Origin of the sequence: Mesorhizobium sp. M0715 (genome assembly GCF_040320355.1) — a bacterium.
Lineage (GTDB): Bacteria > Pseudomonadota > Alphaproteobacteria > Rhizobiales > Rhizobiaceae > Mesorhizobium.
Genome location: NZ_JAMYPL010000009.1, coordinates 178,319 through 202,569 on the forward strand (window position 1 = coordinate 178,319; position 24,251 = coordinate 202,569).

The window sequence follows — 24,251 nt, forward strand, 5'->3', positions numbered from 1 at the left end:
TCGCCGCAAAGGGGCCGCGGCGGCGCGCCCAAAAATCAGTGTCCTCCTAGGTTCCGAAGCGGGCGGCGAGCCCCGACAGCCTGGTCTTCCACAGCTCGCTCGAAAGAACCTCGCGATTGACCACGCCGCGCGGCTCCCGACCGCGCTGCACCTCCATTACCGCTTTGACGTCGGCGGCACCGTTGCCGGCAAAGCACTGGTCGGTCCAGCAAAGTGCGTGCGGCGCCAGGATGACATTGTCGAGTTTGAGGATCGCATCGTCTGCGTCGGGAGGCTCTTGTTCCAGCACGTCGAGACCGGCGCCGGCGATGCGGCGCTCCTGCAGCGCTTGCGACAGCGCTTTCTGGTCGACGATCGGGCCGCGCGCGGTGTTGATCAGGTAAGCTGTCGGCTTCATCAGGGCGATCCGCTCAGCGTTGACGATGTGGTGGGTCTGAGGCGACAGGGGGCAACTGACCGACAGCACGTCGGCGCGGCGAAACAGATCCTCCAGCCCGACCAGCTCGACGCCCAGGTCGGCAGCGACCCTCTTGTCGGCAAACGGGTCATGGGCAATGAATTGCATGTCAAAGGGCTTCGCCAAGCGGAAGACCTCGGCACCGATGTTGCCGATGCCCAGTGACCCAAGCGAACGCCCGACGAGGCCGACCCCCATGTGATCGGAGCGCTTCTCGAAACCAACAGACCCTTTGCGGGTGAGCGCGTCCTTTGTCAGCAGTTTGCCGGTCAGTGCCAGCATGAAGGTGATGACGGATACGGCGACGGGGCGTCGCACGCCATCGGGCGTGATGACCAAGGCAATGCCGGCTGCGGTGCAGGCCTCAACGTCGACAGTGTCGTAGCCGACCCCGAAGCGGGCAACGACGGCCAGGCGCCCGCTCCTTGGGATGCTCGTGGCATCGAAGCGATGGGCGAGGAGGATCAGCGCATCGAAATCCTCAAGTTGGTCGGCGCGAAGCGGACTGTTTGACTCCAGGAACACCATCTCGACGCCTGTCGCATTGCGCAGTGGCACGAGATCGAAATCTGGGTAGGTCGGCGAGCCGTCCGGCTTGCGGAAATCACCGGAAAGCGCCACCCTGAATTTTACGCTGTCCATCGTCTCCTCCGCTCCTATTCGCACCCGGCCCGGATCTTGGAAACCGCGTCGGCGATCGCGTCGTGCAGAACCCAAACGTCGCCTGAATAACAAATAAAATCAAAACCTTGTGCGTAGAAGTCGTGTCCCTGCGCGACGTTGGGCACCAAGCGTCCAAGCGATTTGTTGTGCTTCTTGGCGGCGGCAACGATTTTGGCCATTGCAGCAGTGAAAGTGGGGTGGGCGAAGTCGCCAGGAATGCCGAGCGAGACGGACAGGTCGAAATGTCCGACCCACAGACAATCGACCCCGTCCAGTCCCGCGATGCCGTCAATGTTCCTGACGCCGTCGGCGGTCTCTATCAGGCAGATGAACGTCGAGCGCTTGTTGGCGGCTGAGAATTTATCAGTGACCGAGCCCGGACGGTAGCGGTCATGAGCGATCTGCAGCGCCACGCCGCGGACGCCGGCAGGGTGATATTTCATGGAATTGATGATGTGCTGCGCCTGCTCGACGGTACTCACCATCGGCGCGATCAGGCCTTCGGCCCCCATATCCATGGCGCGGGCAAGGAAATGGTAGTCCTGCGATGGCACACGCACCATAACCGGCAGGTCGGCCGCCTCGAAATAGCGGATCGCACTCTTCACCGTCTCCAGGCTGAAGCCCGAATGCTCCATATCGAAAAAGACGAAGTCACAGCCAGCGGACTTCAGGATGTGACCTATACCCGGCGTCGCGAACTCGGCGACGAGCGTACCAAGTTTGACCCGCCTGTGAGAAGTTAACGCCCTGAGACTTGGCTCTGACATGCACTTCCTCCCGTTCGCCCAAAAGGGCCAATCCGCCTAGTTCTCGTCAATGCGTGGCCTCAAGAACGAGGTCGCAGGTCATCACCAACTTGGTCACGACGAGCGGCGCGCTCTGCGTATTGAATTCGTCGAAGTGAGCGGTGCGGCAGTGCTCCTCGAATGCGGCCTCGCTATCGTAAATCTCATAGAGCAGGACCCGGTCCGGTTCGCCGCGCGCCTCCGTCACGTCAAAGCGGCGGCAGCCGGCCTCGCTGCGCATCGACGCGGTTGCATTGGCGTCCACAAGTTCGCGGAATCTGCCCCGGGCACCCGGCTTGAGGCGGAAATCGACCCAGACCACGAAGCCCCTCATCACTTGGCACCTGCAATTTCCAGATAGCGCCTGGACACATATTCCAGATGCCTGCGCATAGCCGCTTCGGAGGCGTCTGGATCGCGCGCGGCGACGGCATCAAAGATTTCGCGATGAGCCTCATAGGCCTTGCGGTCTTCACCTTTGGCCAAAGTCGTGCGCCGCTGTTCGAGCAGCCATTCGGCCAACGCCGCGTGGATAGCTGTGAAGATTCGATTGCGGGTGATCACCGCCAGCACGTAGTGGAAGTCCACGTCGGTGCGCTCGAAGCGCGTCAGGTCCCCGATCGACTGTCGGTTGATTTCAAGCGCCTCTTTGAGACTTTCAATATCTTCTGGGGTGGCATTGATGGCGGCGTTGCGGGCAAGACCGACTTCGAAAAACAAACGCGCGCTCTGGAAGTCATGAACCCCGCCGGGGGCCGAAATCATGTGACGCGCCGGCCCCGAGAGGGCGTCGATCACGAATTGGGGCGTTGGCCGAGTGACGCGGGCGCGCTCGCCGGATTTCACCTCGACAAGGCCCATCTTGCTCAGATGCAGCAGGGCTTCGCGGATTGAAGGGCGCCCGACCCCAAACTGCCGCATGAGTTCCCGTTCGGATGGGAGCCGGTCGGCTTCGGCCAGCTCTCCCTCGCGGATCATCCGCTCAAGGTGCGCTGCAACCTCGTCCGAAAGCTTCCGCGGCTTGATCAGAACTCCGATCATTGGCATACCTGTTATACCAATACGCTATGGCCCCAGAGCGCCTCTGTCAACGATCCTTCTACCAACAGACGCTCGTGACCAAGTGAGAACGGTCATTGTTCTTCCTGTCAAACGAGTATCTATCGGCGTTCGCCCAACTGAGACGCCGCACAAAGTTGGAACGAATCTGGCGTAAAATTGGCTGGGCGCATCGACGCCGGCATCGAGGAGGCGCTCGCCCGCTTTGGCATCGATACTCGTGGCGCAGCAGACGGCTGGGGAGCGACACTCGACAGCGTATATGACGGAGCGATTGAGGCGCTGACCTCCCTTGATGCTAGCTTTGCAAAGGCACTAGCGATCATCGCCGAGGGCTGAGCATGGCAGACATCGATGCTACACAGCGCGTCATCGAACATCTTTTGACGCATTTCGCCTGACCAAAAGCGGGCGCAAGCAGTCCGGCGGCAACGGGCTGTAACCGACTGTCAGGTCTCGGCAGGCATTTGAGATAGCTGCCGTTCTCCATACGATCCCCAGTTGGACGATAAGACCAAGCGTCCCAACAGCCAGAAGCGGACATCGTCAACGAGTTTAATTTACGCAGCCAGGATCGACCTCGCAGTTCGGGCCGATGCGACACCCATCCGGAACGCCATAGCTCAAAACCCCTCAAGCGCTTCAGCGCAGCGTTGCAAAAGGTCGAGCTGCGTTGCGGACCTCGGGTCTGCCGTTCGTTCTCCTCCGTCACGGCTGGTATACGGAGAACCACACGCCTTCCGTGATCCCTGACCTCTCTGGGCAGCATGATCCCGACCGCTTCCTGCAACGGAGGGCGATCATTTCCACTAAATCCAATGCTTTATGAGGAAAGCCGGTGGTACCGTTGGCTGGGATCAGTTCGCCCATCAACCAACTGTTTTTGTCACGTTTTTCCTTCCTGCGGGGTGTTGTTTGTATCACAATATGTATCACAGCAGGCAGCACAATCTCGCCGCGGATATTCCGCCGGCGACACGGACAGATGGCAACTTGCATCGGCGTACGAGGGGGCTGCGCAATTTTTTGCAGAAGCAGGAACATAGCTGCATCGCCCAAGTTAAATACCGACGGCATTGGATCACGGCTTCATTCTCGCATTTCCAGTCTGCCAGAGTGCTCCGGGATTCTTTGATGCTCGAACGAATGGGCAGGACAATGTATCGCTGTCAGCTTTTGCTATCAGCCTTTGGTCTGGTGTTGTTGACGGGTGGCCTGTTCCCACAGGGCCAAGCCATGGCACAGGCGCCCTGCCCGGCCGACCACGATAAGCTGCTCGCTGTCCTCAAGGCCAATGTGAAAGCAAGCGGCGGACCTGCCAACGGTGGCTTTGAGACCAACGAATGGGCCGCTATCGTCGCCCGCGACGGCGCCGTATGCGCGATCGCTTTCAGCGGTCCCACCGCCGATTCGCAATGGCCAGGCAGTCGCCTCGTCGCGGCAGAGAAGGCCAACACGGCCAATGGACTCAGCCTGGCGCAGATGGCCCTATCGACGGCCAATCTCTACGCGGGGGCGCAGCCGGGCGGGCCGCTTTTCGGCTTGCAGGAGACCAATCCGGTCAACCAGGCCGCGGCCTATGCGGGCGATCCCAAAACGTTCGGAAGCGCCAGCGATCCCCTCGTCGGCAAGCCGATTGGAGGCGTCGTTGTGTTTGGCGGCGGACTTGCCCTCTATGACGGCAAGAGCATCGTCGGAGGGATCGGGGTTTCCGGAGATTCCTCATGCGCCGATCACAATGTCGCCTGGCGTGTTCGCGCGGCGCTCGGCCTCGACAAGGTTCCCGCCGGGGTCAATCCCAATCGCAAGGACGCCATCGTCTACGATCTCGATCCCGGCGGCAAAAGCGCCTCGGGCTGGGGTCATCCGCTTTGTGCCGGCACCGAGGCTGACATCGCGGCGGAGCTCGGCGCCGGCGTGGGAGGCTCGATCCACAAATGAAAGGCATGCTGCACCCGGCACCGGCGCGCGTTGACGCAGGACAAGGCGCCCGCGCATTGGCGACCTGGAATTCTTTTCGCACCTGCATACTCCCGGTGATGCTGCTGGCATGCGGCCCATTCCTGAGCGGTGCCTCGGAGCCCCCATCGGCGGCGGCTATTGCGCCGCCCGCCGCGGCCGCGCCACCCGATGACGGGCAATGGACAATGCCGGCCAAGAACTACGCGTCGACCCGCTTCAGCGACCTGACCGAGATCAACGAAGGCAACGTCAAGAACCTGCAGGTCGCCTTCACCTTCTCGACCGGCGTGAACAAGGGCCAGGAAGCAGCGCCGCTGGTTGTCGGCAGCAGCATGTACATCGTCACGCCCTTTCCCAACATCGTCTACGCACTTGACCTCTCCAGGCCAGGCGCGCCGATGAAATGGAAGTACGAGCCCAACCCCGAGCCGGCGGCACAAGGGGTGGCCTGCTGCGATGTCGTCAACCGCGGCGCGGCCTTCGCCGACGGGCGCATCTTCTTCAACACGCTGGACGGCCACACGATCGCGCTCGATGCCGATACGGGCAAGCCGATCTGGAACGCTCATATCGGCAACATCAACATCGGCGAGACAATCACCATGGCGCCGCTGGTGGTGAAGGGAAAAGTTCTGGTCGGCAATTCCGGCGGCGAAATGGGCGTCCGCGGCTGGGTGAAGGCGCTGGATGCCGGAAACGGGCATGTTGTCTGGACGGCTTATGGCACTGGACCCGACAAGGATGTGCTGATCGGCCCGGACTTCAAGCCCCACTATGACATGGACAAGGGCACAGACCTTGGCGTGACGACATGGCCGCCCGAAGCCTGGAAGATCGGCGGCGGCAATATGTGGGGCTGGATCTCCTACGATCCGGACTTGAACTTGATCTTCCACGGCACAGGCAATCCAGGACCGTGGAATCCGGATTTGCGGCCAGGCGACAACAAATGGACGTCCGGTATTTTCGCGCGTGATCCCGATACCGGAGCGGCGAAGTGGTTCTATCAGTGGAGCCCGCATGACCTCCATGACTATGACGGCATCAACGAGCAGATCCTTCTGGACATGACCTGGCAAGGCAAGCCGCGCAAGGTCCTAGTCCGACCGGAACGCAACGGCTACCTCTATATCCTCGATCGAACCACTGGCGAGGTGCTGTCGGCCACAGCCTATGGCCCGGTCAATTCCAGCAAGGGCGTCGACCTGAAGACCGGCCGGCTGATTGCAAACCCCGACAAGAGAACCGGCACCGGCAAGGTGGTGCGAGACATTTGCCCGACAGCGTCCGGCCTCAAGGACTGGCAGCCATCGGCCTTTTCGCCGAAGACCGGCCTGCTCTACATCCCCCACAACAATCTCTGCATGGATGAAGAAGGCGTCGAGGTAAACTACATCGCAGGCACGCCCTATGTCGGCATGAACGTACGCATGATCCCCGGGCCGGGCGGCAATCGTGGTGCCTTCACCGCCTGGGATGTTGCCGCCGCCAAGCCGGCCTGGGTCCTGAAGGAGAACTTTCCGGTGTGGAGCGGCACCGTCGTCACTGCCGGCGATGTCGTCTTTTACGGCACCATGGAAGGCTGGTTCAAGGCGGTCAGCGCCAGGACTGGCGACCTCCTTTGGCAATTCAAGACATCGTCCGGCATCATCGGCCAGCCGATAACCTATCGCGGCCCCGATGGGCACCAATATGTCGCAACTCTGTCAGGCGTCGGTGGCTGGGCCGGTGCCATCGTTTCCGGCGACCTCGACCCACGCGATGCCACCGCGGCACTTGGCTTCGTCAACGCGATGAAGGATCTAAAGAACGCTACCACGGCGGGAGGCACGCTTTATGTGTTCCGGCTGCCTTGATGGATTGGACTTGACCGTACGTCCGGCGCGAAAGGCGTTCCAACGGGTGGCCATCGGCATGGCCGGGCTCGCCTTGTTGCTCTTGCCGGCTATTGCCAATCCACGTGAGTTGAGAGTGTGCGCCGACCCGAACAACATGCCGTTTTCCAACGCGGCCGGTCAAGGCTTCGAGAACAGGATCACGGAAATTATCGCCACTGATCTTGGCGCCAAGCTGACGTATACTTGGTGGGCGCAGCGCCGTGGCTTCATCCGTAACACGCTGAAGGCAGGCCTTTGCGATCTCGTGCCCGGCACGCCTGCCAATCTCGAAATGCTGCGCACGACCACGCCTTACTACCGTTCGTCCTATGTCTTCGTGACCCGCCAGGACGGCCCGGACGTGACCTCCTTCAACGACCTGCGGTTGCAAGAATTGCGTATCGGTGTTCAGCTCATCGGCGACGATGGCGCCAACTCGCCGCCTGTCCAGGCGCTTGGCCGCCGCGGCATCGTCGGGCACCTCATCGGCTACCCCGTCTATGGCGACTACTCCGCTCCCAACCCTCCGGCGCGCATCGTCGAAGCTGTCGCGAACGGCGAGATCGATCTTGCCGTGGTCTGGGGTCCGCTCGCCGGCTATTTCGCCCAGAGGCAAAAGGTGTCGCTCCGGATCACGCCGGTCACGCCTCGCATCGACGGACCGCAACTGCCGCTAATGTACGACATCTCAATGGGTGTTCGGCGCGAGGACGATGCGCTGCGTGGCGATGTGAATAGCGCGCTTGCCAGACACAAGGCCGAGATCGACGCGGTTCTGGCGCAATACGGCGTACCGCGTCTGGACATGGCCGGGAGTCCGGCGCGATGAGGCACGCTCTGGCGTTGTTACTGCCCTTGACGCTGACCCTGGTCGCCTGCCAGCGCGAGGAGCGCGACACGCAACCGCAATCGGCGCTCGGCTCAGGTGAGCAGCCGACGCCTGTGACCACGTTGGAGCCGGGCGGACAGCGCCCCTCCCCCACCGACAACAAGGCGGCGAGCTTCGAGGCCAACGCCTTCCACATGAGCGAGGGCAAACGCCTGTTCAACTGGTTCAACTGCTCGGGCTGCCATGCCAATGGCGGTGGCGGCATGGGCCCGGCGCTGATGGACGAGAAGTGGCTCTACGGCAGCTCGATCGAAAGCATCCACGCCACGATCCGCGACGGCAGGCCGAACGGGATGCCGAGCTTCGGCCAGAAGATACCCGACGACCAGATATGGGAGCTGGCGGCATATGTGCGTGCACTGGGCGGCAACGCGCCCTCCTCCGCCGCGCCGCAACGCAATGACGGCATGATGGTGCATCCCTCGGAAAACCGCCTGCCGGATGCCGCGACACTGGGCAAATCACCGTGAAACGCCCGGCTTCGATGACCTTCGCCCTCTGTGTCCTGCTTCTTCTGCAGGGATGCGCAGGCTGGCAGTCGGCGCTGGATCCGAAAGGCCCCGCAGCCGGCGAGTTGGCTTGGCTGATCTGGTTCTTCACCGCGCTTTGCGCGGTTGTGTGGGTGCTGGTGATGATCGCGCTCGCAGCACCGCTGGTTATGCGATCGCGTCCCGGCGATGAACCCCTCTTACTCGACGAAGCGGCCGAACGCCGCAAGATGCGCGTGGTCGCGTCCGCCGTCGGACTGACCGCCATCATCCTGATCGGACTGACGCTGCTAAGCTTTTTCGCCAACAGGACGCTGGCTGCGATCGGCTCGGAGGCTGTGCTGACAATCAGGGTGACCGGGCACCAGTGGTGGTGGGAGTTGCGCTACGAGGATGCTACGCCGAGCCGCATCCTGACGATGGCAAACGAGATCCATATCCCTGCCGGCGAGCCGGTGCGGCTGCTATTGACCTCGACCGATGTGATCCATTCCTTCTGGATCCCAAGCTTGGCCGGCAAGCTCGATCTTATCCCCGGCCACATGAACGTGCTGGATATCAAGGCGGACAAGCCGGGCGTCTACCGCGGTCAATGCGCTGAATTCTGCGGTGCGCAGCACGCCAATATGGGCACCTTCATCATCGCCGAGCCGCGCCCGAAATTCGATGCCTGGCTGAACGACCAGTTGCAGCCGGCCGGCGCGCCGGCGAGCGGCGAAGCCAAGGCCGGCGCGGACCTGTTCCTCAAACGCCCCTGCGTGATGTGCCACAGGATCGGGGGAACGCCGGCCGGCGGAACGGTGGCTCCCGACCTCACCCACATCGCCAGCCGGAAAACATTGGCGGCCGGAACGCTGACGATGAGCCGCGGCAATCTCGCCGCCTGGATAGCCGACCCGCAAGGCATCAAGCCGGGTTCCCACATGCCAGTGGCAGATCTCAACGGCGACGAGCTCAACGCAATCGTCGCTTATCTCGAGGGGCTGAAATGAGCAGCGCCGATGTCACAGGCGACCGCCACATCCCGGAACCAGACCCCGCCAAGGGCGACCTTGCTCCCGAACGTGACGGCCCCCGCGATACGGGCATGGATGATGCCAGCCTGCATCGCTGGCTCGAGCGCACCTGGCGGACGCCGTCCGGCATCGTCGGAGCGCTCTCGAGCGTCGATCACAAGGTAATCGCACGACGCTATTTGATCACCGCTTTCGTCTTCCTTGGTCTTGGCGGTCTCAACGCTGTCGCCATGCGTATCCAGCTTTCGGGACCGCAACGCGGCCTGATCGGGCCCGACCTCTACAACCAGCTGTTCACCATGCATGGCGTTACGATGATGTTTCTGTTCGCCGTGCCCATCGTGCAGGCGACCGGGATCTACCTGGTGCCGCTGATGGTGGGCACCCGCAACATCGCGTTTCCGCGCCTGAACGCGTTCAGCTATTGGATCTACGTCTCGGGCGGCGCTTTCGCCTGGGTGTCCTTTGCCCTCAACATGGCTCCTGATGTGGGCTGGTTCGCTTACGTGCCGCTGTCCGGCCCCGAATTCGCACCGGGCAAGCGCGCCGATGTCTGGGCGCAGATGATCACCTATACCGAAGTGTCGTCATTGGCCGTCGCGGTTGCGACCATCGTCACCGTGTTCAAGCAGCGAGCCCCCGGCATGTCGCTGGACAAGATCCCACTCTATGTCTGGGCGATGCTGGTCACTTCCTTCGTCGTCGTCTTCGCGATGCCGGCGGTGATGATCACCTCGACTTTCCTGATCCTTGACCGCCTGGTCGGCACGCACATCTTCAACCCGGCGGAAGGTGGGGATGCTCTGCTGTTCCAACATCTCTTCTGGTTCTTCGGCCATCCGGAAGTTTACATCATCTTCTTGCCGGCGACGGGCATGGTCTCTTCGATCATCCCCGCTTTCGCCAGGCGACCGACATTCGGCCATCTCGGGCTTGTCCTGTCACTCTTCGCTGTCGGCCTCCTGTCGTTCGGGCTCTGGGTCCATCACATGTTCGCCACCGGATTGCCGAAGCTCGGCGCAAGCTTCTTCACCGCGTCCAGCATGATGATCGCCATTCCGAACGGCGTGCAGATCTTCTGCTGGCTGGCAACATTATGGGATGGCAGACCGGTGATCCGGACCCCGCTGCTGTTTGTCTTCGGCTTCTTCTTCATCTTCGTCATCGGCGGGCTAACCGGCGTCATGCTCGCCTCGGTGCCACTGGATCTTCAGGTGCACGACACCTATTTCGTCGTCGCGCACTTCCATTACGTGCTGATCGGCGGCTCGGTGTTCCCGCTGCTTGGCGCGGCTTATTTCTGGTTCCCGAAGATCACCGGCCGCATGATGAGCGAACGCCTTGGGCGGTGCCATTTCTGGCTGGCCTTCATCGGGTTCAATGCGGCCTTTTTCCCGATGCATCTCGTCGGCCTATGGGGCATGCCACGACGGGTCTACACCTATCCGGCCGAGCTTGGCTGGGGCAACATCAACCTTTTCATCTCGGCAGGGGCGCTGCTCTTCTTCCTGAGCTTTGTCCTGTTCACTTTCAATCTTGTGCATGGCGCGTTGAAAGGCACCTCGGCCGGCAACAATCCGTGGGACGCAGGAACCTTGGAGTGGGCAACATCCTCGCCGCCGCCGAGCTATAATTTCGCACGCATTCCCATCGTCACCCATATCGAGCCGCTCTGGGCCGAGCGCGAGACGCTCCCTGTAGCGACCGGGCTCCGCGTCGATGCGCGCGAGCTCCTCATCTCCACCGTGGCGGAAGCTCATCCCGACATTCGTGAGAAATCGGCCACACCGTCGATCTGGCCTCTTTTCGCGGCGCTCGCCGTCGGTGGTACGTTTCTCTATTCGATTTTTACGCCTTGGGCCATCGTCTGGGGCGCCGCGCCGATCGCCATCACGTTGATCGGTTGGTTCTGGCCGAAGGGCGATCCGGAGGACCAGGAATGAAGCATCGAGTTGCCGCCGATCTTTCAGGACTGCCGACCTTCGGGCATGGTCCGCATAGCCCGACCTGGTGGGGCACGCTGGGCTTCATGGCGCTCGAAGGCACCGGTTTCGCGCTGGCGGCGGGCGCGTATCTCTACCTTGCGCTGTCATGGCCAGCATGGCCGCTCAGCGCACCGCAGCCGAACCATTGGCCCGGGACGATCGTCACGATTTTGTTTGTCGTCAGCCTTGTGCCCAACCACATCCTGCACCGCTATGCCAAGCAATGCTCCATTGTTCCGGTGCGGATCGGCCTGTTGGTCATGTCGCTGCTCGGCATCGCTCCGCTCGTCGTGCGCTGGTTCGAATTCGCCGCCCTCAACATCTATTGGGACACTAACGCCTATGGATCGATGCTCTGGGTGCTGCTTGGCCTGCACACCACGCACCTCATAACAGATGTCGGCGACACCATCGTGCTGACAGTGCTGATGTTCACGCGCCACGGCTATAGCGGCCGGCGCTTCGGCGATGTCGGCGACAATGTCTTCTACTGGGATTTCGTGGTCCTGACCTGGATCCCGATCTACGTGCTCATCTATTGGGCGCCGAGGCTAGGCTGAGATGCGAGCGTTGCGGTTGGGAACGTCTTGGGGTGGTCTTCTGTCAGGTCCGCTGGCCTGGGCGGTCTCGACACAGCTGAATTATGCGCTGGTGCCTTGGCAATGCAACCGCCAGGTGCCGGTCGTGCTTCCCGTGGCGCTGCTGCTCGTCTTGTTGTCGCTGCTCGGCGGGGCGCTGTCGTGGCGGGCGAAGCGGCGAGGCGGTGCCGGATTCAAACCGGAGCGTACGCGCGGCACAGAGCGCTTCGTTGCCAATCTCGGGATGTTGTCGGCGTTGCTGTTTGCGCTTGTGATCCTCATGCAAGGCAGCGCGGCGCTGATCCTGGATGAGTGCCTGCGATGAACCTGGACGCGCTGTTCCCTACTTCCATCTGCTACGGCGCCGGCGCGCCCGGGGCCGGGTGGACGCTCGCGCTGCCCATCACCCTGCCACTCGCCGTGCTTGCCTTGATATATGTCGTTGGCGCGAGCCGGCTTTGGCGGCGCAGCAGCCGCGGCAGGACGTTGCGGCTGCGCCAGGCTCTGCTGTTCACGGCCGGATGGGGCGTGTTGACAGCCGCATTGGTCAGCCCGATTCATATGCTCGGCGAGCAGGTCTTTGCGGCGCATATGATCGAGCATGAACTGCTGATGGCCGTGGCGGCGCCGCTGTTGGTCTCTGCCTGCCCGGCTGCTGCCTTGATGTGGGGCCTACCCACCCGGTTCCGGCGCATTCTGGGAATTGCCGGGCACGCCAATTGGCTGAAGGCGGTCTGGGCTTTCGCAACGCGGCCGTTCATGGCGACCATTATCCACGGCATAGCCATATGGATCTGGCACATTCCGGTGTTATTCGAAGCCGCGCTCGAACGCGGCGTGCTGCACTATGCACAGCACGCGAGCTTCTTCGGAACAGGGCTGCTGTTCTGGTGGGTCCTCTTGCCGCGTCCCGGCCGCCAGCATGCCTATGGGAGCGCAGTGATGCACCTCTTTGTCACCTCGCTGCATACCGGGCTGCTCGGCGTCCTCCTGTTGCTCTCGCCACGCCTCTGGTACCCGGATAACGCCGTAGGAGCGGCACTGTGGAATTTGAGCCCCCTGGAGGACCAGCAACTTGCCGGGCTGGTGATGTGGGTTCCGGCTGGATTGATATATGGCGGCGCAGCTCTGCTGCTGGCCGCGTTGTGGATCAAGGCGAGCGGAAGGAGGGAGGCGGCGCATGCGTACGAGCTTGTCTAAACTGCTTGGCGCGGTCATCGCCGCGCTAGTGCTGCTCGTCGCGGCCGTGGCCGGAATGACTTGGTGGTCCGATCGGGCCGCGCGCGTCCGCCACGAGGCGGAGGCGGCCACGGGCGGTGACACTGCGAGGGCCTTGCCGATCATGACTGCGAATGGCTGTTCCGGCTGCCATACGATAACGGGCGTGCCGGGCGCGCAAGGGCAGGTGGGTCCTCGCCTGGATGCCAGTCTTGCTGGCCGCGTCTTTATCGGCGGCGGGCTGGCCAACAATCCAGAGAACCTGATCCGCTGGATACGATCGGCCAGGGAAATCGATCCGCACACGGCCATGCCATCGACACGGATCACGGAGCAGCAGGCGCGCGATATCGCGGCCTACCTCTACGCTCTAAAATGATCTTAGCGGTTCATCGTCTGAACAACAACGCCGGCCCTTCTGAAGAGACCGACTATCGTTGATCCAGGATCATTCAAGCTAGGTTTGACCCTGAGACGGATCGGAAATCCGTTCACGCACGGCGTGCTCGGTTTTGTCTGCTGTGGACTTCACGATCTCGCCGAGCTGATCGGCCATCGTGTCTGCTTCCATATGTTGCCGGCCAGCTTCCTGCTTGATGGTTTCATAGGCGTCGGCGGCGGCCTGCTTGGCCTCATCGAGACCCCTGTCCAGCATGGTTCCGGCAGTATCGCGAAGCTTGTCACCAAAGGCGCCTAGTTGCTCATCCTCCGTTGTGGTATGCGGCAGCATTGCACCGATAGCGGCGCCGATGGCGAGACCGACGGCCGCTACGGCCAAGGGTTGGTCTTCCAACAGATCTTGCGCGGAGCGGCTGGCTTTCGCCGCCATGTCACCAGTCATCGAGCTTGCATTGGCAGCGCTTCCCGTCAGACCCGCCGCAGCGGCCCTTGCGGTGCCCGATATGGTATCGCCGACGCTGGTAGCGCTCGATGAGAGCGAATCCGCGGCATCGGAGAGCGTGCCGCCGAAGCCGCCGCGCTCCCCTTCATCATGTCGTCCCGGCGCTGGAGGCAATGGGTAGCCAGCCGAACCGTGGGCCATGTTTGAGGTACCGCTGCCGAACATTAGCCAAGCCAGACCCGCGCCCACCATGGTGACCGGCAAAGGATTGTCTCGGACCTGCGTCCTGAGATTGCTGAGTATGGCCGAGCTCTCCCCTCCCGAGAACAGCCCGGTGAACTCATCCAGCAATTGTCCGGGCGTCATCTTGCCTCGAATAGATTCGGCGGTCTCCATCACCCGGGCGCGGGCTGCCTCTGCCTCGCGTTCAAGTTCGGCTGCGGATTTCTCTTTCATCTCACCTGTTCCTTGATCACGCTCGCATCGCGCTTGAGCTGTTCCTGGGTCCGGTCGGGGGTAAGTTCCGAAGGCGCCATGCTGGCCATCCCGGTCCGCAGCAGGATGACGCCGAGGACCGCCACGACCACACCGACCAGCAGGGAAGACCACCCCGCGCCAAGCCCTGCCCGCGTCAGTGCGATAACGAGTGCCTGCAGCAACACCAATAGCGCGGCGAGCAGGCAGATCGCGCCGCCCAGTACTTCCGCGGCACCTGCTCCGGCTTTGGTAAGCTTTTCAGAGAGCTCTGCCCGAAACAGCCTGGCTTCGGTTTGCACAAGCGTGGTGACGTTCTGGGCCAGGTCCGTCACCAGCCCGGCAAGGCTGGTATTGTCCTGTGTGCTCATCTGTCTTGCTCCGCATTCTGAGTGGCCGGATCCTCGCCGAGAAGGTCGAAATTCTGGGAACTGTCGGCGGACCAATCGGCGGCCTGGCTGGACGTGATGTCTCCCGACGCTCCCTGAGCTGCTTCAGGACCCGCCGGCGGAGAAGCCTTGATGAACCGCCCGAGAGCCAATCCGGCCAATACCGATCCGGCAAGCAAGACACCGGGATTTTGCCGGCCAAAGGACTGCACGTCCTCCAGGACCTGGCCGAACGGCTTCTGTTTCAATGACGATGAAAGCCGCTCCAAGCCACCGGCGGCATCCAATGCGAACTTCGATGCGTTCCTTTCATCGTTGTTGGCCAGATGGTCACTGGCCGCGCGCAGTGCGCCGCCCAGCGCCGCCAAACTCGATCCGATGTCGCGCTGAGCTTCCTCCGCCTTGTCGGAAATGACATCCCTGGCTTCAGATGCATAGTCGCCAGCCTTACGGGTCACCGTGTCACGCGCGTCGTGGAGCAACTCGCTGGCACGTTCTTGTTCCAGGCGAAGCCTGTCGGAAACGTCGCTTTTCGCCTTGTCAAAATCGGTGGGCTGTCCGCCCTGATCGTTCTCACGCTGCATGGGCCACCTAGTGAAGACCGAGGAAGGAGAGGACCGCGAGCACGACAACGATAAGGCCGATAAGATAGATAACACTGTTCATGTGCACGTCCTCCGTGGCTCCCAACTTCGTGGAACCTCCGATGTTCCATTAGGTGAAGCATTTATAGCTAAGCTGAAAATGGAGAGCTCGTCAGGCACACACCAACACGAATGAGCTGCGCTGTCTCTCGTACACAGCGCCAATTGGCCGATATAACCGGGTGCGGCCGAGTCAGCGAGAAGCGCCAAGGGGGAGACAGCCAGTGCCGGCAGCCTTCGGTATTGCTAAGACAGCCTATTCGGCTGCCTGCCTGTCGATCAACTGCTCGCTCTGGGCGCCTGAACTTGGCCTTGGCGGCGAAAGCATGGGCTCCTCGCCCATTGGCGCAGCGGCAACAAGGGAGAACTCGCCCCTTCCGTCTATCGACGGTCCTTCGCTCCAACGTCCCCGCGCTGGTTCGACACCTTCGACGAAGCAATTGATGAAGGCATAGGATACCTCCTGATGCTCCTTCTCCTGCGGAAAGGAGTTGGGGACCGGCAGAGACGCGTTCAATCCGCCCATGTCTTCGATCGCCGCGAGCCACTGCTGTTGATGCATGGTGTCGCGCGCAATAAGGAAGGACAGCATGTCCTTCATGCCGGGATCGTTGGTCATGTTGTACAGGCGGGTAGCCAGTACGCGGCCGCTTCCTTCCGCGGTGACGTTTGCGACCATATCCGCGGCAAGATTGCCGCTGGCATAGACATGCGAAGCATTGAAGGGAACGCCGTTGGCGTTTTCAGGCAGTGCGGCCAGGCCGGTCGACAAGATATGGCGGAAGTTCATCCCGTTGAGGACCGAGCCGCCGACCGTGTCCGACGAGATGTCCTCCTGCAGCGAAAGTGGTGCACCCTCTAGATTGAGGGCGACCGCAGTCGCCAGCATTTCGATATGGCCGAGTTCCTCGGTCGCCGTGTTCAACAACAGGTCGCGGTATTTGGCCGGTCCGCGGCATCCCCATGCCTGGAAGAAATACTGCAAGGCGACGCGGATCTCGCCTTCTACTCCACCTATGGCCTGCTGCAACGCGCGGGCAAAGACTGGATTCGGCGTTTCCACACGAACCGGGTACTGCAATTTCTTGTCGGTGTAATACATGGCTGACTCCTGGTTTGAAGTCAGCCGAACCTCAGCTCGGACGCATTGTTCCGTAGGAGGAACGTTTAATTCCGGCAGGCTTCCCGACGGAACGTCTCGAGCTACGGAAGCTCATTGCGCAATGCGAGCCGTCCAGTCGGTCTACGCCGTGGGTGCCCATTGGCACCGGGGATCATGCGACCTTGGAAAACAGGGCGACGTCGCATCTGGCGAGGCCGTAGCGCCACCGATGATCGGTCGTGGCGACCCGGCTTTGGTAAAACAACGATAGTTGGCTGCCTTCGATCATCACCGTCGAGTGGCCGTTCTCTCCCGGCTGGCCTGGCTCCAGCACCGGGCCGATCGATACGTAAGGTCCAGCAACGTCATCAGCGATAGCGAAGAACACGCGTTGCCGGTTCCCCCGAAGTCCATTCGGCAGAAAACAAGTGGCATTGAGAAGCACCCGACCGTCCGGCAACTCGACCAGCTGTGCGCCTTCTATGCCCCATTCATAGTCGGGATCCTCTCTCGTATTATGGTGAGGGACATCATTATGGTCGAGGATCTTGCCGATCCGCTTCCAGGGACCGAACCACGAGTCGGATTGGCTCCGTGCGAGGTAGATGTCGGGTTGCGGCACCCTGGTGAATTTTGGCATCGCGGAATAGACGAGGTAGCGCTTGCCGCCAATAACTGCGGGATGCGGATCGTAAATGCCGTCCTCCTCGGTGTCCGGGATGGCAAGGATCGCCGGGCTGAGAACCACCCACTGGAATCCGTCATTGGAAACCGCGTGCTCGCACCGGCCGCCAGACTTCATGAACTCGGTCTGGATGAACATATGAAAGACGCCGCTTTCGTGGATGACGCCGGGAGCCGCAACACCACTCCCGTTGATAGGAAGTTCGATCGGCGGATGCTCGGTCCACGGTCCATAGAGATCGGGCGCCGTGGCATGAAGGATCCTCCACGTCTCGGTGGTCACCGTGCCACTTGAGCCGAAGACGTGCCACAGACTGCCATCGAAGACAGGGCACGGGTCTTTGAGATCATCGACGCTTTGCGGATGAAACAGCGGAAAAACATTGGTCGCAAAGTCGATCTTCATATCAGCCCCGGAATCTTGCCCTGCCAAAACCGAATCGCCAGTCGTGCAGGCGAATCAACGTGATGTTCTGCACATTTTATAGCCGACAAGTTCAACGCAAATACGGCAATGCCGTTCTCCACCAGCATTCCCCAGTCGCCCCGCGCCTCAAAGCCCGCCGACACACGATAGCCGTTCTCGACTCAGCGAGCGGATCTCGTTTTCGTCTATCGAGCGGCGACTGAAGGCGCTCCATTTCACCTTGGAACAACTCACCTCGTTGAAAGTTAGGAGACGGGAACGAAGTTTAGTTCTCTCCCGTCCGCGACTAACAAATGTTAGTCGGAACATAAACGACAGACTAAAGGAAGGAAATCTTCAATGGAAGCAGCCTTGGGTGGGGCAGTCGCCAGTAACCGCGCTGGCAGGGAAAATCTACTGGTTTGCTTCTCCCATTTGCGGTGGAATTTCGTTCATCAACGCCCGCAACATATCCTCAGTCTCGCCTCCATGCAGCAGAGAGTGGTCTACTTCGAAGAGCCTGTTTTCGAAGACCTGCCACAGCCGCTGATGCGGACGAGCGAGGCAGCGCCAAGCATTCTAATTGTGACGCCAGTGCTTCCGCTCGGCATGTCGGCCGCGAAAGCAGATGCCGTCCAGCGGAGATTTGTCCAGCAGATCATAGCTTCAATGCCGCACAGCCGGTTGATCGCTTGGTACTACACGCCGATGGCTCTGCGCTTCACCGAGCACCTCGACCCAGACATATGCATCTATGACTGCATGGACGAACTCTCCGCATTCAAGAATGCGCCGCCCGAGCTGGGGCAGATGGAAAAGGCCCTGCTGCGCCGCGCCGATCTCGTTTTCACCGGAGGCCTAAGCCTGTTCGAGACCAAGCGTCACCTGCATCACGCGATCTTCCCTTTTCCTAGCAGCATCGATGTGAAGCACTTTCACACTGCGAGACGCCCAGGAAAGGAGCCAACCGACCAGGCCGGCATTCCTCATCCGAGGGTCGGATATTTCGGAGTTATCGACGAGCGGCTGGACGTCGAGCTCGTAGCGCAGGCGGCGGAGACTATGTCGGACGTGCATTTCGTGATGCTTGGCCCGGTCGTCAAGATCGACCCCGCAACCCTGCCCAGAGCCGAAAACCTGCATTGGTTGGGCGCGAAGGCCTACTGCGACCTGCCCCACTATATGCGCCATTGGGATGCCGGTTGGATGCCGTTTGCACTCAACGAAGCGACCCGCTTCATCAGTCCGACCAAGACGCCAGAGTTCCTAGCGGCCGGTCTCCCGGTGATCTCGACGGCAATCGTTGACGTTGTGCGCAGCTACGGCGCTGCTGGACTGGTGGAAATCGCCGACAGTGACGATCTGGAAATCAAGCTGCGCTCCATTCTATTGCGACCTCGTGAGACGTTCCTGCCGCAAGTCGACGCCTATCTTGCGGACATGTCTTGGCAAAAGACATGGAGTGGCATGACCGCTCACATCGAGCGTGCCTATCGAGGTAAGAAGGTCATCCCTCTCCGCAGGAGTGCATAGCCATGTTCGATTGGCTGATCGTCGGCGCGGGATTTGCCGGCAGCGTGCTTGCTGAAAGGATAGCCTCCCAGCGCCACGAAAGTGTTCTCCTGGTCGACCGCCGCAGCCATGTCGGCGGCAACGCCTATGATTGCTATAATGAGGCCGGCATCCTCATCCATCGTTATGGGCCACATATTTTTCACACCAACAGCCAGTCGATCGTGGACTACCTCTCGCAGTTCACGGAATGGCGCACATACGAGCATAGGGTGCTGGCGGCCGTGGATGAGAAACTGCTTCCCATCCCGATCAATCTCGACACGGTAAATCGCCTTTACGGCCTCGACCTGAATTCCACACAGTTGGAGGAGTTCTTCGCGTCGCGGCGCGAAACCGTAGAGGACGTACGAACGGCCGAGGACGTCGTCGTCAGCACGGTGGGACGCGAACTCTATGAGAAATTCTTCCGTGGCTACACCAGGAAGCAATGGGGCGTCGATCCTAGCCAACTGAGCAAATCAGTGACGGCACGAGTGCCGACCAGAACCAACCGCGATGACCGCTATTTTAGCGACAGCTTCCAGAAGATGCCGGCCGGCGGGTACACGAGAATGTTCGAACGCATGCTCGACCATCCGAACATCAAGGTCATGTTGCAGACCGACTTCCGCGAAATTCGTGACGAGATACCATTCAACCACCTGATCTATACCGGCCCGATCGACGAATACTTCGGCTGGCAGCTCGGGCGTCTTCCTTATCGCTCGCTCCGTTTCGAGCACGTCACCCTCGACCAAGAGCAGTTTCAGCCGGTTGCCGTCGTCAACTACCCCCAGACGGAAAATTACACCCGCATCACCGAGTACAAACATCTGACCGGCCAGCAGAACGCGCGGACCAGCCTGACCTACGAATATCCCACCGATATCGGGGACCCGTACTATCCGGTGCCGCGGGCCGAAAACGAAGAGCTCTACAAGCGTTACGAAGCGCTCGGCGCAACCTGTCCCGACGTGTGGTTTGTCGGCCGCCTGGCAACCTACCGCTACTACAATATGGATCAAGTGGTCGGGCAGGCTCTGGCTACTTTCGCCCGCATCCAAAAGAGCGTCCCGGAATGGGCGAGCGCGAGGAAGGCGTCGTTGGCCGAAGGGGCGCTGTAGCTCCCCCACCTAGACGTACTTGGGAGCATCGGGCTTGGCAACGCGGCGCCAACAGCGCTCGCAACAGTCCCTTGTGCCGCTCATGTATTTAACGCGTCGGGTTCGCCGCGAACAAAGTTTGCTGGCGGGCCAATTCATCCGCGATGGGCGTGCGGACATGTCGGCTGCCGTTCGCCTGGATGACCGAAAACAATCCCACTTCCGCATGCCGCGAATTGTCCCAGCCCGGATAGGCGGTTATCGGGTATAGGCAAATACCTTCGATCGGCGCTTCGAGACCGATTGCGGCACGCACCTCGTCGCAGACATAATGGAGCCAAGCCGCCCCGCCCGATCCTTCGGAGCCGGTCTCGGCGATGAACATCGGCTTGCCGTATCGACGCGCGACCTCAATCAGCATCTCCGATAGGGCACGGTACTCGTGATGCCCCATCGGAATCGTCGGCCCGTTTAGGTACCACTGATTGTGTGGGTAGAAATTCAGGCCAACGACATCGACAACATCTTCGCTGCCCCCCAACTCTGGTTCTGCCCGGCCCAGCAGCATGTCGTAAGCTTCGAACTGTCCGAGACGGGCATTTTCGGCCCGGCGCCATTCGGTCCGCGTTCGGTCGCGAGGAGCAATGTGGATAAGCGGCTCGGCCCAGACAAATCTGCAAGCGGGATCGACCTCCCGCATTGCCCGAACGCCAGCTATTGCAGCTTTCACGAGGTGCCGCTTGAACCATCCCCGCTTCTTCGGGCCGACGCGCGGGAAATACCCGACCTCAACAGCCCAGGCGAAAAACGAAATTTCGTTGATTGGGCACAACAGAGGCGCTGTACCGGCGATTGAACGATGGACCCTCACAGCTTCCGCAGCGAACGAGGCATAGGCATCGATGAAATGCATCGACCCCTGTTCAACGTGGTCTGGAGATCCGTAGTGGAAAATGTCCCAGATGACCTGGACACCTGCCGATTGCGCTGCTTCGACCATCGGCGTCCAGCTTGACCAGTCATAGGTCCCAGGAGCGGTTTCGATGAGGTGCCAGCGCAAACCGTCGCGGATGGTACGAAGACCGAGTTCGGCGCAACCGCGGTAGTCGCCCAGGGCATGCAAATAATGCGACGTCGCGCGGATAAGATCGAGGCGAACGCCGTCCTTGCGCCGGTGCGACGAGCACTCAAAGCCAGCCATGAAAAAACTGGCGAACGCCGACGTGCCCGCAATCGAAGTCAAGCCATCGCTATCGCTTTGTGCTGCTTCGCTCATGCGGCAACCCCTTCTCATTTGCCATGCTGCACCATCGTCCAGTGTATTACTCAGGGCCAAACCCGGATGGTCGAGCCTTTGTTCCCCGATCGAGCCCACCGAGCCGGTGGAGCAGACAGGAGCCAGGGAACAAGGTGCGCCGAGGCAAGTTCGGGACCGAGCCGTCATCGATTGTCCAGCGGTTACAACGGAGGCAGGGAACAGCATGACCGTTCAGATTCGACTTTCCGACATCGACCATGCCAGGCGCGAGGATCGTGGCGACGGCGTCTGGAGCATCGCGCCGGATTTGGCCTATTTGCGGCTGACAATCGTGAATGTCGTGTTCTTCGGCGCTCCCGGCAGCGGAGATCGAAACTGGGTCCTGATCGATACGGGTTTGCCGACGTCGCGAAGCAGCATCCTGGCGGTCGCGGAAAAGCGCTTTGGAGCCGGCGCGCGGCCCGCCGCGATCATCTTGACCCATGGCCATTTCGACCATGTGGGAGCGGTTGTGGATCTGGCCGGCACATGGGATGCGCCCGTTTTCGCGCACCCGCTCGAGCGTCCCTATTTGGACGGAACCGGGTCCTATCCACCGCCTGATCCTTGGGTGGGGGGCGGCCTGATAGCGCTGCTTTCGCCACTCTTTCCTCGTGGCCCAATCGATCTCGGAGATCGCCTGCAACTCTTGCCGGCCGACGGATCGGTCCCCGGCATGCCCGGATGGCGCTGGCTGCACACGCCCGGGCATGCGCCGGGGCATGTCTCTCTCTGGCGCGAAGAAGACCGCTCGCTGATCGCTGGGGACGCCTTCATCACCACGGGTCAGGAGTCGGTCTATGAAGTCGCCGTTCAGGACTTGGAGATGCATGGTCCACCGCGCTACTTCACACCGGATTGGGATGCGGCGGAAAAATCCGTGAAACAACTGGCTGCGCTGAAGCCGCAGATGGTGATCAGCGGACACGGAGCGCCAGCTGCGGGAGTTGGCATGCGCCAAGCCCTCGACAGACTGGCTGAGCGGTTCACGGCATTCGCCGTGCCGCCGCGGATGAAGTTCGTGCGTGAGCCAGCCACTGTTTCAAATAGCGGAGCTTAGCGGAGCGCCAGGAGCTGTATTGCCGCTCCAAGGTGCTTGCAGATTGTCTCGGCGGAACAACCTCGTAGCGCCAGTTGGGGCATATGTTCCGTTGCGGACGTCAAAGCCTTGCCGAATTGGCGCCAATGGTTATCTCAGCGACAATTTCGAACACAGCCCATGTCATAGGTTAATGCGTGGCTCCGCAGGCTCCCCTATGGGCGGCATAACTGCGGGTTCGATTGTGCGGCGGTCCAATCACCCGCCGAACCGGGCCCGTTCTCCGCCGCCGCTCTGTAATGTCACGGAACTTTCAGCGCGATTGCAAGTTCGATAAATAACATAAGCTAGGTAGCCAATTTGTCTCCCACCTCATCCTCGGATGTACTTATCCGCAAACTCCTGAGCATCTCGGATGTTCGACAGACCGACATCGACGTTTTGAAGAGCATCCCGATCCAGGAGAAGGATTTTTTGCCCAACTACGACCTAGTGCGTGAGGGGGACCGTCCTGTCAGTTCGTTTGTCGTTTTGGATGGCCTGCTCGGTTCCACCAAACTTACCGGCGACGGCAAACGGCAGATTACATCCTTCTTTGTGGCTGGGGATATTCCGGATCTGCACGGACTGCATCTGTCGGTCATGGATTGCAATTTTACGACCCTCACAGCAGCTAGACTGGGCTTCATACGACATGACGCTCTTCGCGCCGTTTGCGAACAGCATCCTCGAATCGCGACGGCTTTTTGGCGGTCGACCCTGATCGATGCAGCTATTTACAGGGAATGGGTCACTAATGTGGGAAGACGCGAGGCATACACGCGCATGGCGCACATATTGTGCGAATTGATTTTTCGCTTGCGCTCGGTTGGACGCATCCAGGATCACGTCGCGGATCTTCCCATTACCCAGGCAGCCCTTGGCGATGCATTGGGCTTGTCCACAGTCCACGTCAACCGAATGCTTCAGGAACTTCGACGTAGAGGCCTCATCGCCACCACAGGATCAAGAGTGCATGTTCTGGATTGGCTTGGCCTCACTCATGCAGGTGATTTCGACACGACCTACCTGCACCAAAGGAACCCTGCAGTTTAGTGGTGACGGAAGCTCTCGCATGGCACGATTTTTCTTTGATAGTGGCGATCACGATCTGGTCTTCGAGGACCAAATCGGCATCGAATGTGCCGGTTTGGAGGAGGTGCGCCGCGTGGGCTTCGAGGGTCTTATCGACCTTACGAGAGATGCACTCACTGAGGTGGACGGGCAGCAAGTGTTTGTTGAAGTGCGGAACGAAAACGGCGACAGGATTCTGAGGCTGAGCATCTCGCTTCAGATCAAGTTGATGAGGTGACGTGCGCACCGGACTTGCTGCGTCAGAAGGCTGCCGAGCGACGGCACATAAACCCGAACGCCGCGTGATCGGACAGTCGCACGAAGATGTCGCCGCATTTGCGACCTACAGGCAAGCTTCGGTTCCCCGCAGGGAAGAAATCGGCAAGGCACAGCAGAAGGCCATGGCCCGTCCGATACTTGGCCCAACCCGACTGATTTTAATCGGTGTCGCGTATTTTTTGATGAAGTTCTGGAACGCGCACTTTCGGCGCTCGTTCATGTTGTCTCAGCAGTGGGTGTCGAAGTGCAACGAAAAGCGAACGAAGCAAGCCGGGTAGCGAAAGGCCAGGAACTTGAGGTCGAACATCTGGTCGAGCTCACGGACATTGACCCCAAGCAGGCCCGA

27 protein-coding genes are annotated in these 24,251 nt (G+C 60.8%); 17 read left to right on the forward strand and 10 right to left on the reverse strand.

The window, feature by feature from the left end:
• Positions 1-46: 46 nt before the first annotated feature.
• Genes NKI21_RS14120 through nanR form a run of 4 tightly spaced genes read right to left on the reverse strand, consistent with a single transcriptional unit; the run spans position 47 to position 2,949 of the window.
• Positions 47-1,099 carry an NAD(P)-dependent oxidoreductase gene (locus NKI21_RS14120; protein WP_352442883.1) on the reverse strand — a complete coding sequence of 351 codons (1,053 nt, stop codon included), beginning with the start codon at positions 1,097-1,099 and terminating at the stop codon, positions 47-49.
• Between the two features lie 14 nt (positions 1,100-1,113).
• Entirely contained in the window at positions 1,114-1,890 is a 777-nt protein-coding gene (locus NKI21_RS14125; RefSeq protein ID WP_352442884.1) for an HpcH/HpaI aldolase family protein, read from the reverse strand.
• 46 nt (positions 1,891-1,936) lie between these two features.
• A complete protein-coding gene (locus tag NKI21_RS14130; protein ID WP_023811937.1) occupies positions 1,937-2,242 on the reverse strand; it encodes a putative quinol monooxygenase in 306 nt (101 codons plus the stop codon).
• Positions 2,242-2,949 carry a transcriptional regulator NanR gene (gene nanR / locus NKI21_RS14135; RefSeq protein ID WP_023811936.1) on the reverse strand — a complete coding sequence of 236 codons (708 nt, stop codon included), beginning with the start codon at positions 2,947-2,949 and terminating at the stop codon, positions 2,242-2,244. The genes NKI21_RS14130 and nanR overlap by 1 nt, the downstream gene beginning before the upstream one ends.
• A gap of 177 nt (positions 2,950-3,126) precedes the next feature.
• Between nanR and NKI21_RS14140 the strand changes: the two genes are divergently transcribed.
• The 11 genes from NKI21_RS14140 (at position 3,127) to NKI21_RS14190 (ending at position 13,359) form a co-directional block, all read left to right on the forward strand.
• Positions 3,127-3,306, forward strand: coding sequence for a hypothetical protein (locus NKI21_RS14140; RefSeq protein ID WP_128304509.1), 180 nt, complete (start codon positions 3,127-3,129; stop codon positions 3,304-3,306).
• A 486-nt stretch (positions 3,307-3,792) separates the two neighbouring features.
• The gene (locus tag NKI21_RS32385) at positions 3,793-4,908 is read left to right on the forward strand and encodes a heme-binding protein (protein ID WP_502895870.1); all 1,116 of its coding nucleotides are present in this window, start codon (positions 3,793-3,795) and stop codon (positions 4,906-4,908) included.
• The gene (locus NKI21_RS14150) at positions 4,905-6,785 is read left to right on the forward strand and encodes a methanol/ethanol family PQQ-dependent dehydrogenase (protein WP_352775182.1); all 1,881 of its coding nucleotides are present in this window, start codon (positions 4,905-4,907) and stop codon (positions 6,783-6,785) included. Before NKI21_RS32385 ends, NKI21_RS14150 begins: the two co-directional genes overlap by 4 nt.
• Positions 6,766-7,635 (forward strand): substrate-binding domain-containing protein, encoded by an 870-nt coding sequence (locus NKI21_RS14155; protein ID WP_352775185.1) that lies wholly within the window; start codon positions 6,766-6,768, stop codon positions 7,633-7,635. Before NKI21_RS14150 ends, NKI21_RS14155 begins: the two co-directional genes overlap by 20 nt.
• The gene (locus NKI21_RS14160) at positions 7,632-8,165 is read left to right on the forward strand and encodes a c-type cytochrome (protein ID WP_352775188.1); all 534 of its coding nucleotides are present in this window, start codon (positions 7,632-7,634) and stop codon (positions 8,163-8,165) included. Before NKI21_RS14155 ends, NKI21_RS14160 begins: the two co-directional genes overlap by 4 nt.
• A gap of 14 nt (positions 8,166-8,179) precedes the next feature.
• Positions 8,180-9,175 (forward strand): cytochrome c oxidase subunit II, encoded by a 996-nt coding sequence (gene coxB, locus NKI21_RS14165; RefSeq protein ID WP_352866046.1) that lies wholly within the window; start codon positions 8,180-8,182, stop codon positions 9,173-9,175.
• Positions 9,172-11,142, forward strand: coding sequence for a cytochrome c oxidase subunit I (gene ctaD / locus NKI21_RS14170; RefSeq protein ID WP_352442888.1), 1,971 nt, complete (start codon positions 9,172-9,174; stop codon positions 11,140-11,142). Before coxB ends, ctaD begins: the two co-directional genes overlap by 4 nt.
• Positions 11,139-11,744 (forward strand): cytochrome c oxidase subunit 3, encoded by a 606-nt coding sequence (locus NKI21_RS14175; protein ID WP_352775747.1) that lies wholly within the window; start codon positions 11,139-11,141, stop codon positions 11,742-11,744. Before ctaD ends, NKI21_RS14175 begins: the two co-directional genes overlap by 4 nt.
• A 133-nt stretch (positions 11,745-11,877) precedes the next feature.
• Complete coding sequence (locus tag NKI21_RS14180) at positions 11,878-12,087, forward strand: hypothetical protein (RefSeq protein ID WP_352442890.1); 210 nt, start codon at positions 11,878-11,880, stop codon at positions 12,085-12,087.
• A complete protein-coding gene (locus NKI21_RS14185) occupies positions 12,084-12,962 on the forward strand; it encodes a cytochrome c oxidase assembly protein (protein WP_352442891.1) in 879 nt (292 codons plus the stop codon). Before NKI21_RS14180 ends, NKI21_RS14185 begins: the two co-directional genes overlap by 4 nt.
• Positions 12,943-13,359 (forward strand): c-type cytochrome, encoded by a 417-nt coding sequence (locus NKI21_RS14190; protein WP_352442892.1) that lies wholly within the window; start codon positions 12,943-12,945, stop codon positions 13,357-13,359. The genes NKI21_RS14185 and NKI21_RS14190 overlap by 20 nt, the downstream gene beginning before the upstream one ends.
• 78 nt (positions 13,360-13,437) lie before the next feature.
• Here the strand turns inward: NKI21_RS14190 and NKI21_RS14195 are convergent, their stop codons facing one another.
• The 5 genes from NKI21_RS14195 to NKI21_RS14215 form a co-directional block, all read right to left on the reverse strand.
• Complete coding sequence (locus NKI21_RS14195; RefSeq protein ID WP_352442893.1) at positions 13,438-14,277, reverse strand: hypothetical protein; 840 nt, start codon at positions 14,275-14,277, stop codon at positions 13,438-13,440.
• Positions 14,274-14,666, reverse strand: coding sequence for a phage holin family protein (locus NKI21_RS14200; RefSeq protein WP_352442894.1), 393 nt, complete (start codon positions 14,664-14,666; stop codon positions 14,274-14,276). Before NKI21_RS14200 ends, NKI21_RS14195 begins: the two co-directional genes overlap by 4 nt.
• On the reverse strand, positions 14,663-15,268 hold the full coding sequence (locus NKI21_RS14205) for a hypothetical protein (RefSeq protein ID WP_352442895.1): 606 nt from the start codon (positions 15,266-15,268) through the stop codon (positions 14,663-14,665). The genes NKI21_RS14200 and NKI21_RS14205 overlap by 4 nt, the downstream gene beginning before the upstream one ends.
• A 316-nt stretch (positions 15,269-15,584) precedes the next feature.
• On the reverse strand, positions 15,585-16,430 hold the full coding sequence (locus tag NKI21_RS14210; protein WP_023811920.1) for a manganese catalase family protein: 846 nt from the start codon (positions 16,428-16,430) through the stop codon (positions 15,585-15,587).
• Positions 16,431-16,602: 172 nt separating this feature from the next.
• Positions 16,603-17,520, reverse strand: coding sequence for a glycoside hydrolase family protein (locus NKI21_RS14215; RefSeq protein WP_352442897.1), 918 nt, complete (start codon positions 17,518-17,520; stop codon positions 16,603-16,605).
• Between the two features lie 360 nt (positions 17,521-17,880).
• Here NKI21_RS14215 and NKI21_RS14220 point away from each other — a divergent pair, with 360 nt between their 5' ends.
• Positions 17,881-19,053 carry a glycosyltransferase family protein gene (locus NKI21_RS14220; protein ID WP_023811918.1) on the forward strand — a complete coding sequence of 391 codons (1,173 nt, stop codon included), beginning with the start codon at positions 17,881-17,883 and terminating at the stop codon, positions 19,051-19,053.
• Positions 19,054-19,055: 2 nt separating this feature from the next.
• The gene (gene glf, locus NKI21_RS14225; RefSeq protein WP_352613341.1) at positions 19,056-20,198 is read left to right on the forward strand and encodes a UDP-galactopyranose mutase; all 1,143 of its coding nucleotides are present in this window, start codon (positions 19,056-19,058) and stop codon (positions 20,196-20,198) included.
• A gap of 88 nt (positions 20,199-20,286) precedes the next feature.
• Here the strand turns inward: glf and NKI21_RS14230 are convergent, their stop codons facing one another.
• Positions 20,287-21,453, reverse strand: coding sequence for a beta-glucosidase (locus tag NKI21_RS14230; RefSeq protein WP_128305822.1), 1,167 nt, complete (start codon positions 21,451-21,453; stop codon positions 20,287-20,289).
• A 205-nt stretch (positions 21,454-21,658) separates the two neighbouring features.
• Here NKI21_RS14230 and NKI21_RS14235 point away from each other — a divergent pair, with 205 nt between their 5' ends.
• The 4 genes from NKI21_RS14235 to NKI21_RS14250 all read left to right on the forward strand — a co-directional run bounded on the left by NKI21_RS14235 (position 21,659) and on the right by NKI21_RS14250 (position 24,183).
• Positions 21,659-22,534 (forward strand): MBL fold metallo-hydrolase, encoded by an 876-nt coding sequence (locus NKI21_RS14235; protein WP_128305823.1) that lies wholly within the window; start codon positions 21,659-21,661, stop codon positions 22,532-22,534.
• Positions 22,535-22,873: 339 nt separating this feature from the next.
• Positions 22,874-23,608 carry a Crp/Fnr family transcriptional regulator gene (locus NKI21_RS14240; RefSeq protein ID WP_352677659.1) on the forward strand — a complete coding sequence of 245 codons (735 nt, stop codon included), beginning with the start codon at positions 22,874-22,876 and terminating at the stop codon, positions 23,606-23,608.
• Between the two features lie 19 nt (positions 23,609-23,627).
• Positions 23,628-23,864, forward strand: coding sequence for a DUF6894 family protein (locus tag NKI21_RS14245; RefSeq protein ID WP_127296098.1), 237 nt, complete (start codon positions 23,628-23,630; stop codon positions 23,862-23,864).
• Between the two features lies 1 nt (position 23,865).
• Positions 23,866-24,183, forward strand: coding sequence for a hypothetical protein (locus tag NKI21_RS14250; RefSeq protein ID WP_352613339.1), 318 nt, complete (start codon positions 23,866-23,868; stop codon positions 24,181-24,183).
• The last annotated feature ends 68 nt before the right edge of the window (positions 24,184-24,251 follow it).

Coding starts and splice junctions, on each gene's coding strand:
- NKI21_RS14120 (WP_352442883.1), bottom strand. CDS start 1,099: ATGGACAGCGTAAAATTCAGGGTGGCGCTTTCCGGTGATTTCCGCAAG.
- NKI21_RS14125 (WP_352442884.1), bottom strand. CDS start 1,890: ATGTCAGAGCCAAGTCTCAGGGCGTTAACTTCTCACAGGCGGGTCAAA.
- NKI21_RS14130 (WP_023811937.1), bottom strand. CDS start 2,242: ATGAGGGGCTTCGTGGTCTGGGTCGATTTCCGCCTCAAGCCGGGTGCC.
- nanR (WP_023811936.1), bottom strand. CDS start 2,949: ATGATCGGAGTTCTGATCAAGCCGCGGAAGCTTTCGGACGAGGTTGCA.
- NKI21_RS32385 (WP_502895870.1), top strand. CDS start 3,793: ATGAGGAAAGCCGGTGGTACCGTTGGCTGGGATCAGTTCGCCCATCAA.
- NKI21_RS14150 (WP_352775182.1), top strand. CDS start 4,905: ATGAAAGGCATGCTGCACCCGGCACCGGCGCGCGTTGACGCAGGACAA.
- NKI21_RS14155 (WP_352775185.1), top strand. CDS start 6,766: ATGTGTTCCGGCTGCCTTGATGGATTGGACTTGACCGTACGTCCGGCG.
- NKI21_RS14160 (WP_352775188.1), top strand. CDS start 7,632: ATGAGGCACGCTCTGGCGTTGTTACTGCCCTTGACGCTGACCCTGGTC.
- coxB (WP_352866046.1), top strand. CDS start 8,180: ATGACCTTCGCCCTCTGTGTCCTGCTTCTTCTGCAGGGATGCGCAGGC.
- ctaD (WP_352442888.1), top strand. CDS start 9,172: ATGAGCAGCGCCGATGTCACAGGCGACCGCCACATCCCGGAACCAGAC.
- NKI21_RS14175 (WP_352775747.1), top strand. CDS start 11,139: ATGAAGCATCGAGTTGCCGCCGATCTTTCAGGACTGCCGACCTTCGGG.
- NKI21_RS14185 (WP_352442891.1), top strand. CDS start 12,084: ATGAACCTGGACGCGCTGTTCCCTACTTCCATCTGCTACGGCGCCGGC.
- NKI21_RS14190 (WP_352442892.1), top strand. CDS start 12,943: ATGCGTACGAGCTTGTCTAAACTGCTTGGCGCGGTCATCGCCGCGCTA.
- NKI21_RS14195 (WP_352442893.1), bottom strand. CDS start 14,277: ATGAAAGAGAAATCCGCAGCCGAACTTGAACGCGAGGCAGAGGCAGCC.
- NKI21_RS14200 (WP_352442894.1), bottom strand. CDS start 14,666: ATGAGCACACAGGACAATACCAGCCTTGCCGGGCTGGTGACGGACCTG.
- NKI21_RS14205 (WP_352442895.1), bottom strand. CDS start 15,268: ATGCAGCGTGAGAACGATCAGGGCGGACAGCCCACCGATTTTGACAAG.
- NKI21_RS14210 (WP_023811920.1), bottom strand. CDS start 16,430: ATGTATTACACCGACAAGAAATTGCAGTACCCGGTTCGTGTGGAAACG.
- NKI21_RS14215 (WP_352442897.1), bottom strand. CDS start 17,520: ATGAAGATCGACTTTGCGACCAATGTTTTTCCGCTGTTTCATCCGCAA.
- NKI21_RS14220 (WP_023811918.1), top strand. CDS start 17,881: ATGGAAGCAGCCTTGGGTGGGGCAGTCGCCAGTAACCGCGCTGGCAGG.
- glf (WP_352613341.1), top strand. CDS start 19,056: ATGTTCGATTGGCTGATCGTCGGCGCGGGATTTGCCGGCAGCGTGCTT.
- NKI21_RS14230 (WP_128305822.1), bottom strand. CDS start 21,453: ATGAGCGAAGCAGCACAAAGCGATAGCGATGGCTTGACTTCGATTGCG.
- NKI21_RS14235 (WP_128305823.1), top strand. CDS start 21,659: ATGACCGTTCAGATTCGACTTTCCGACATCGACCATGCCAGGCGCGAG.
- NKI21_RS14245 (WP_127296098.1), top strand. CDS start 23,628: ATGGCACGATTTTTCTTTGATAGTGGCGATCACGATCTGGTCTTCGAG.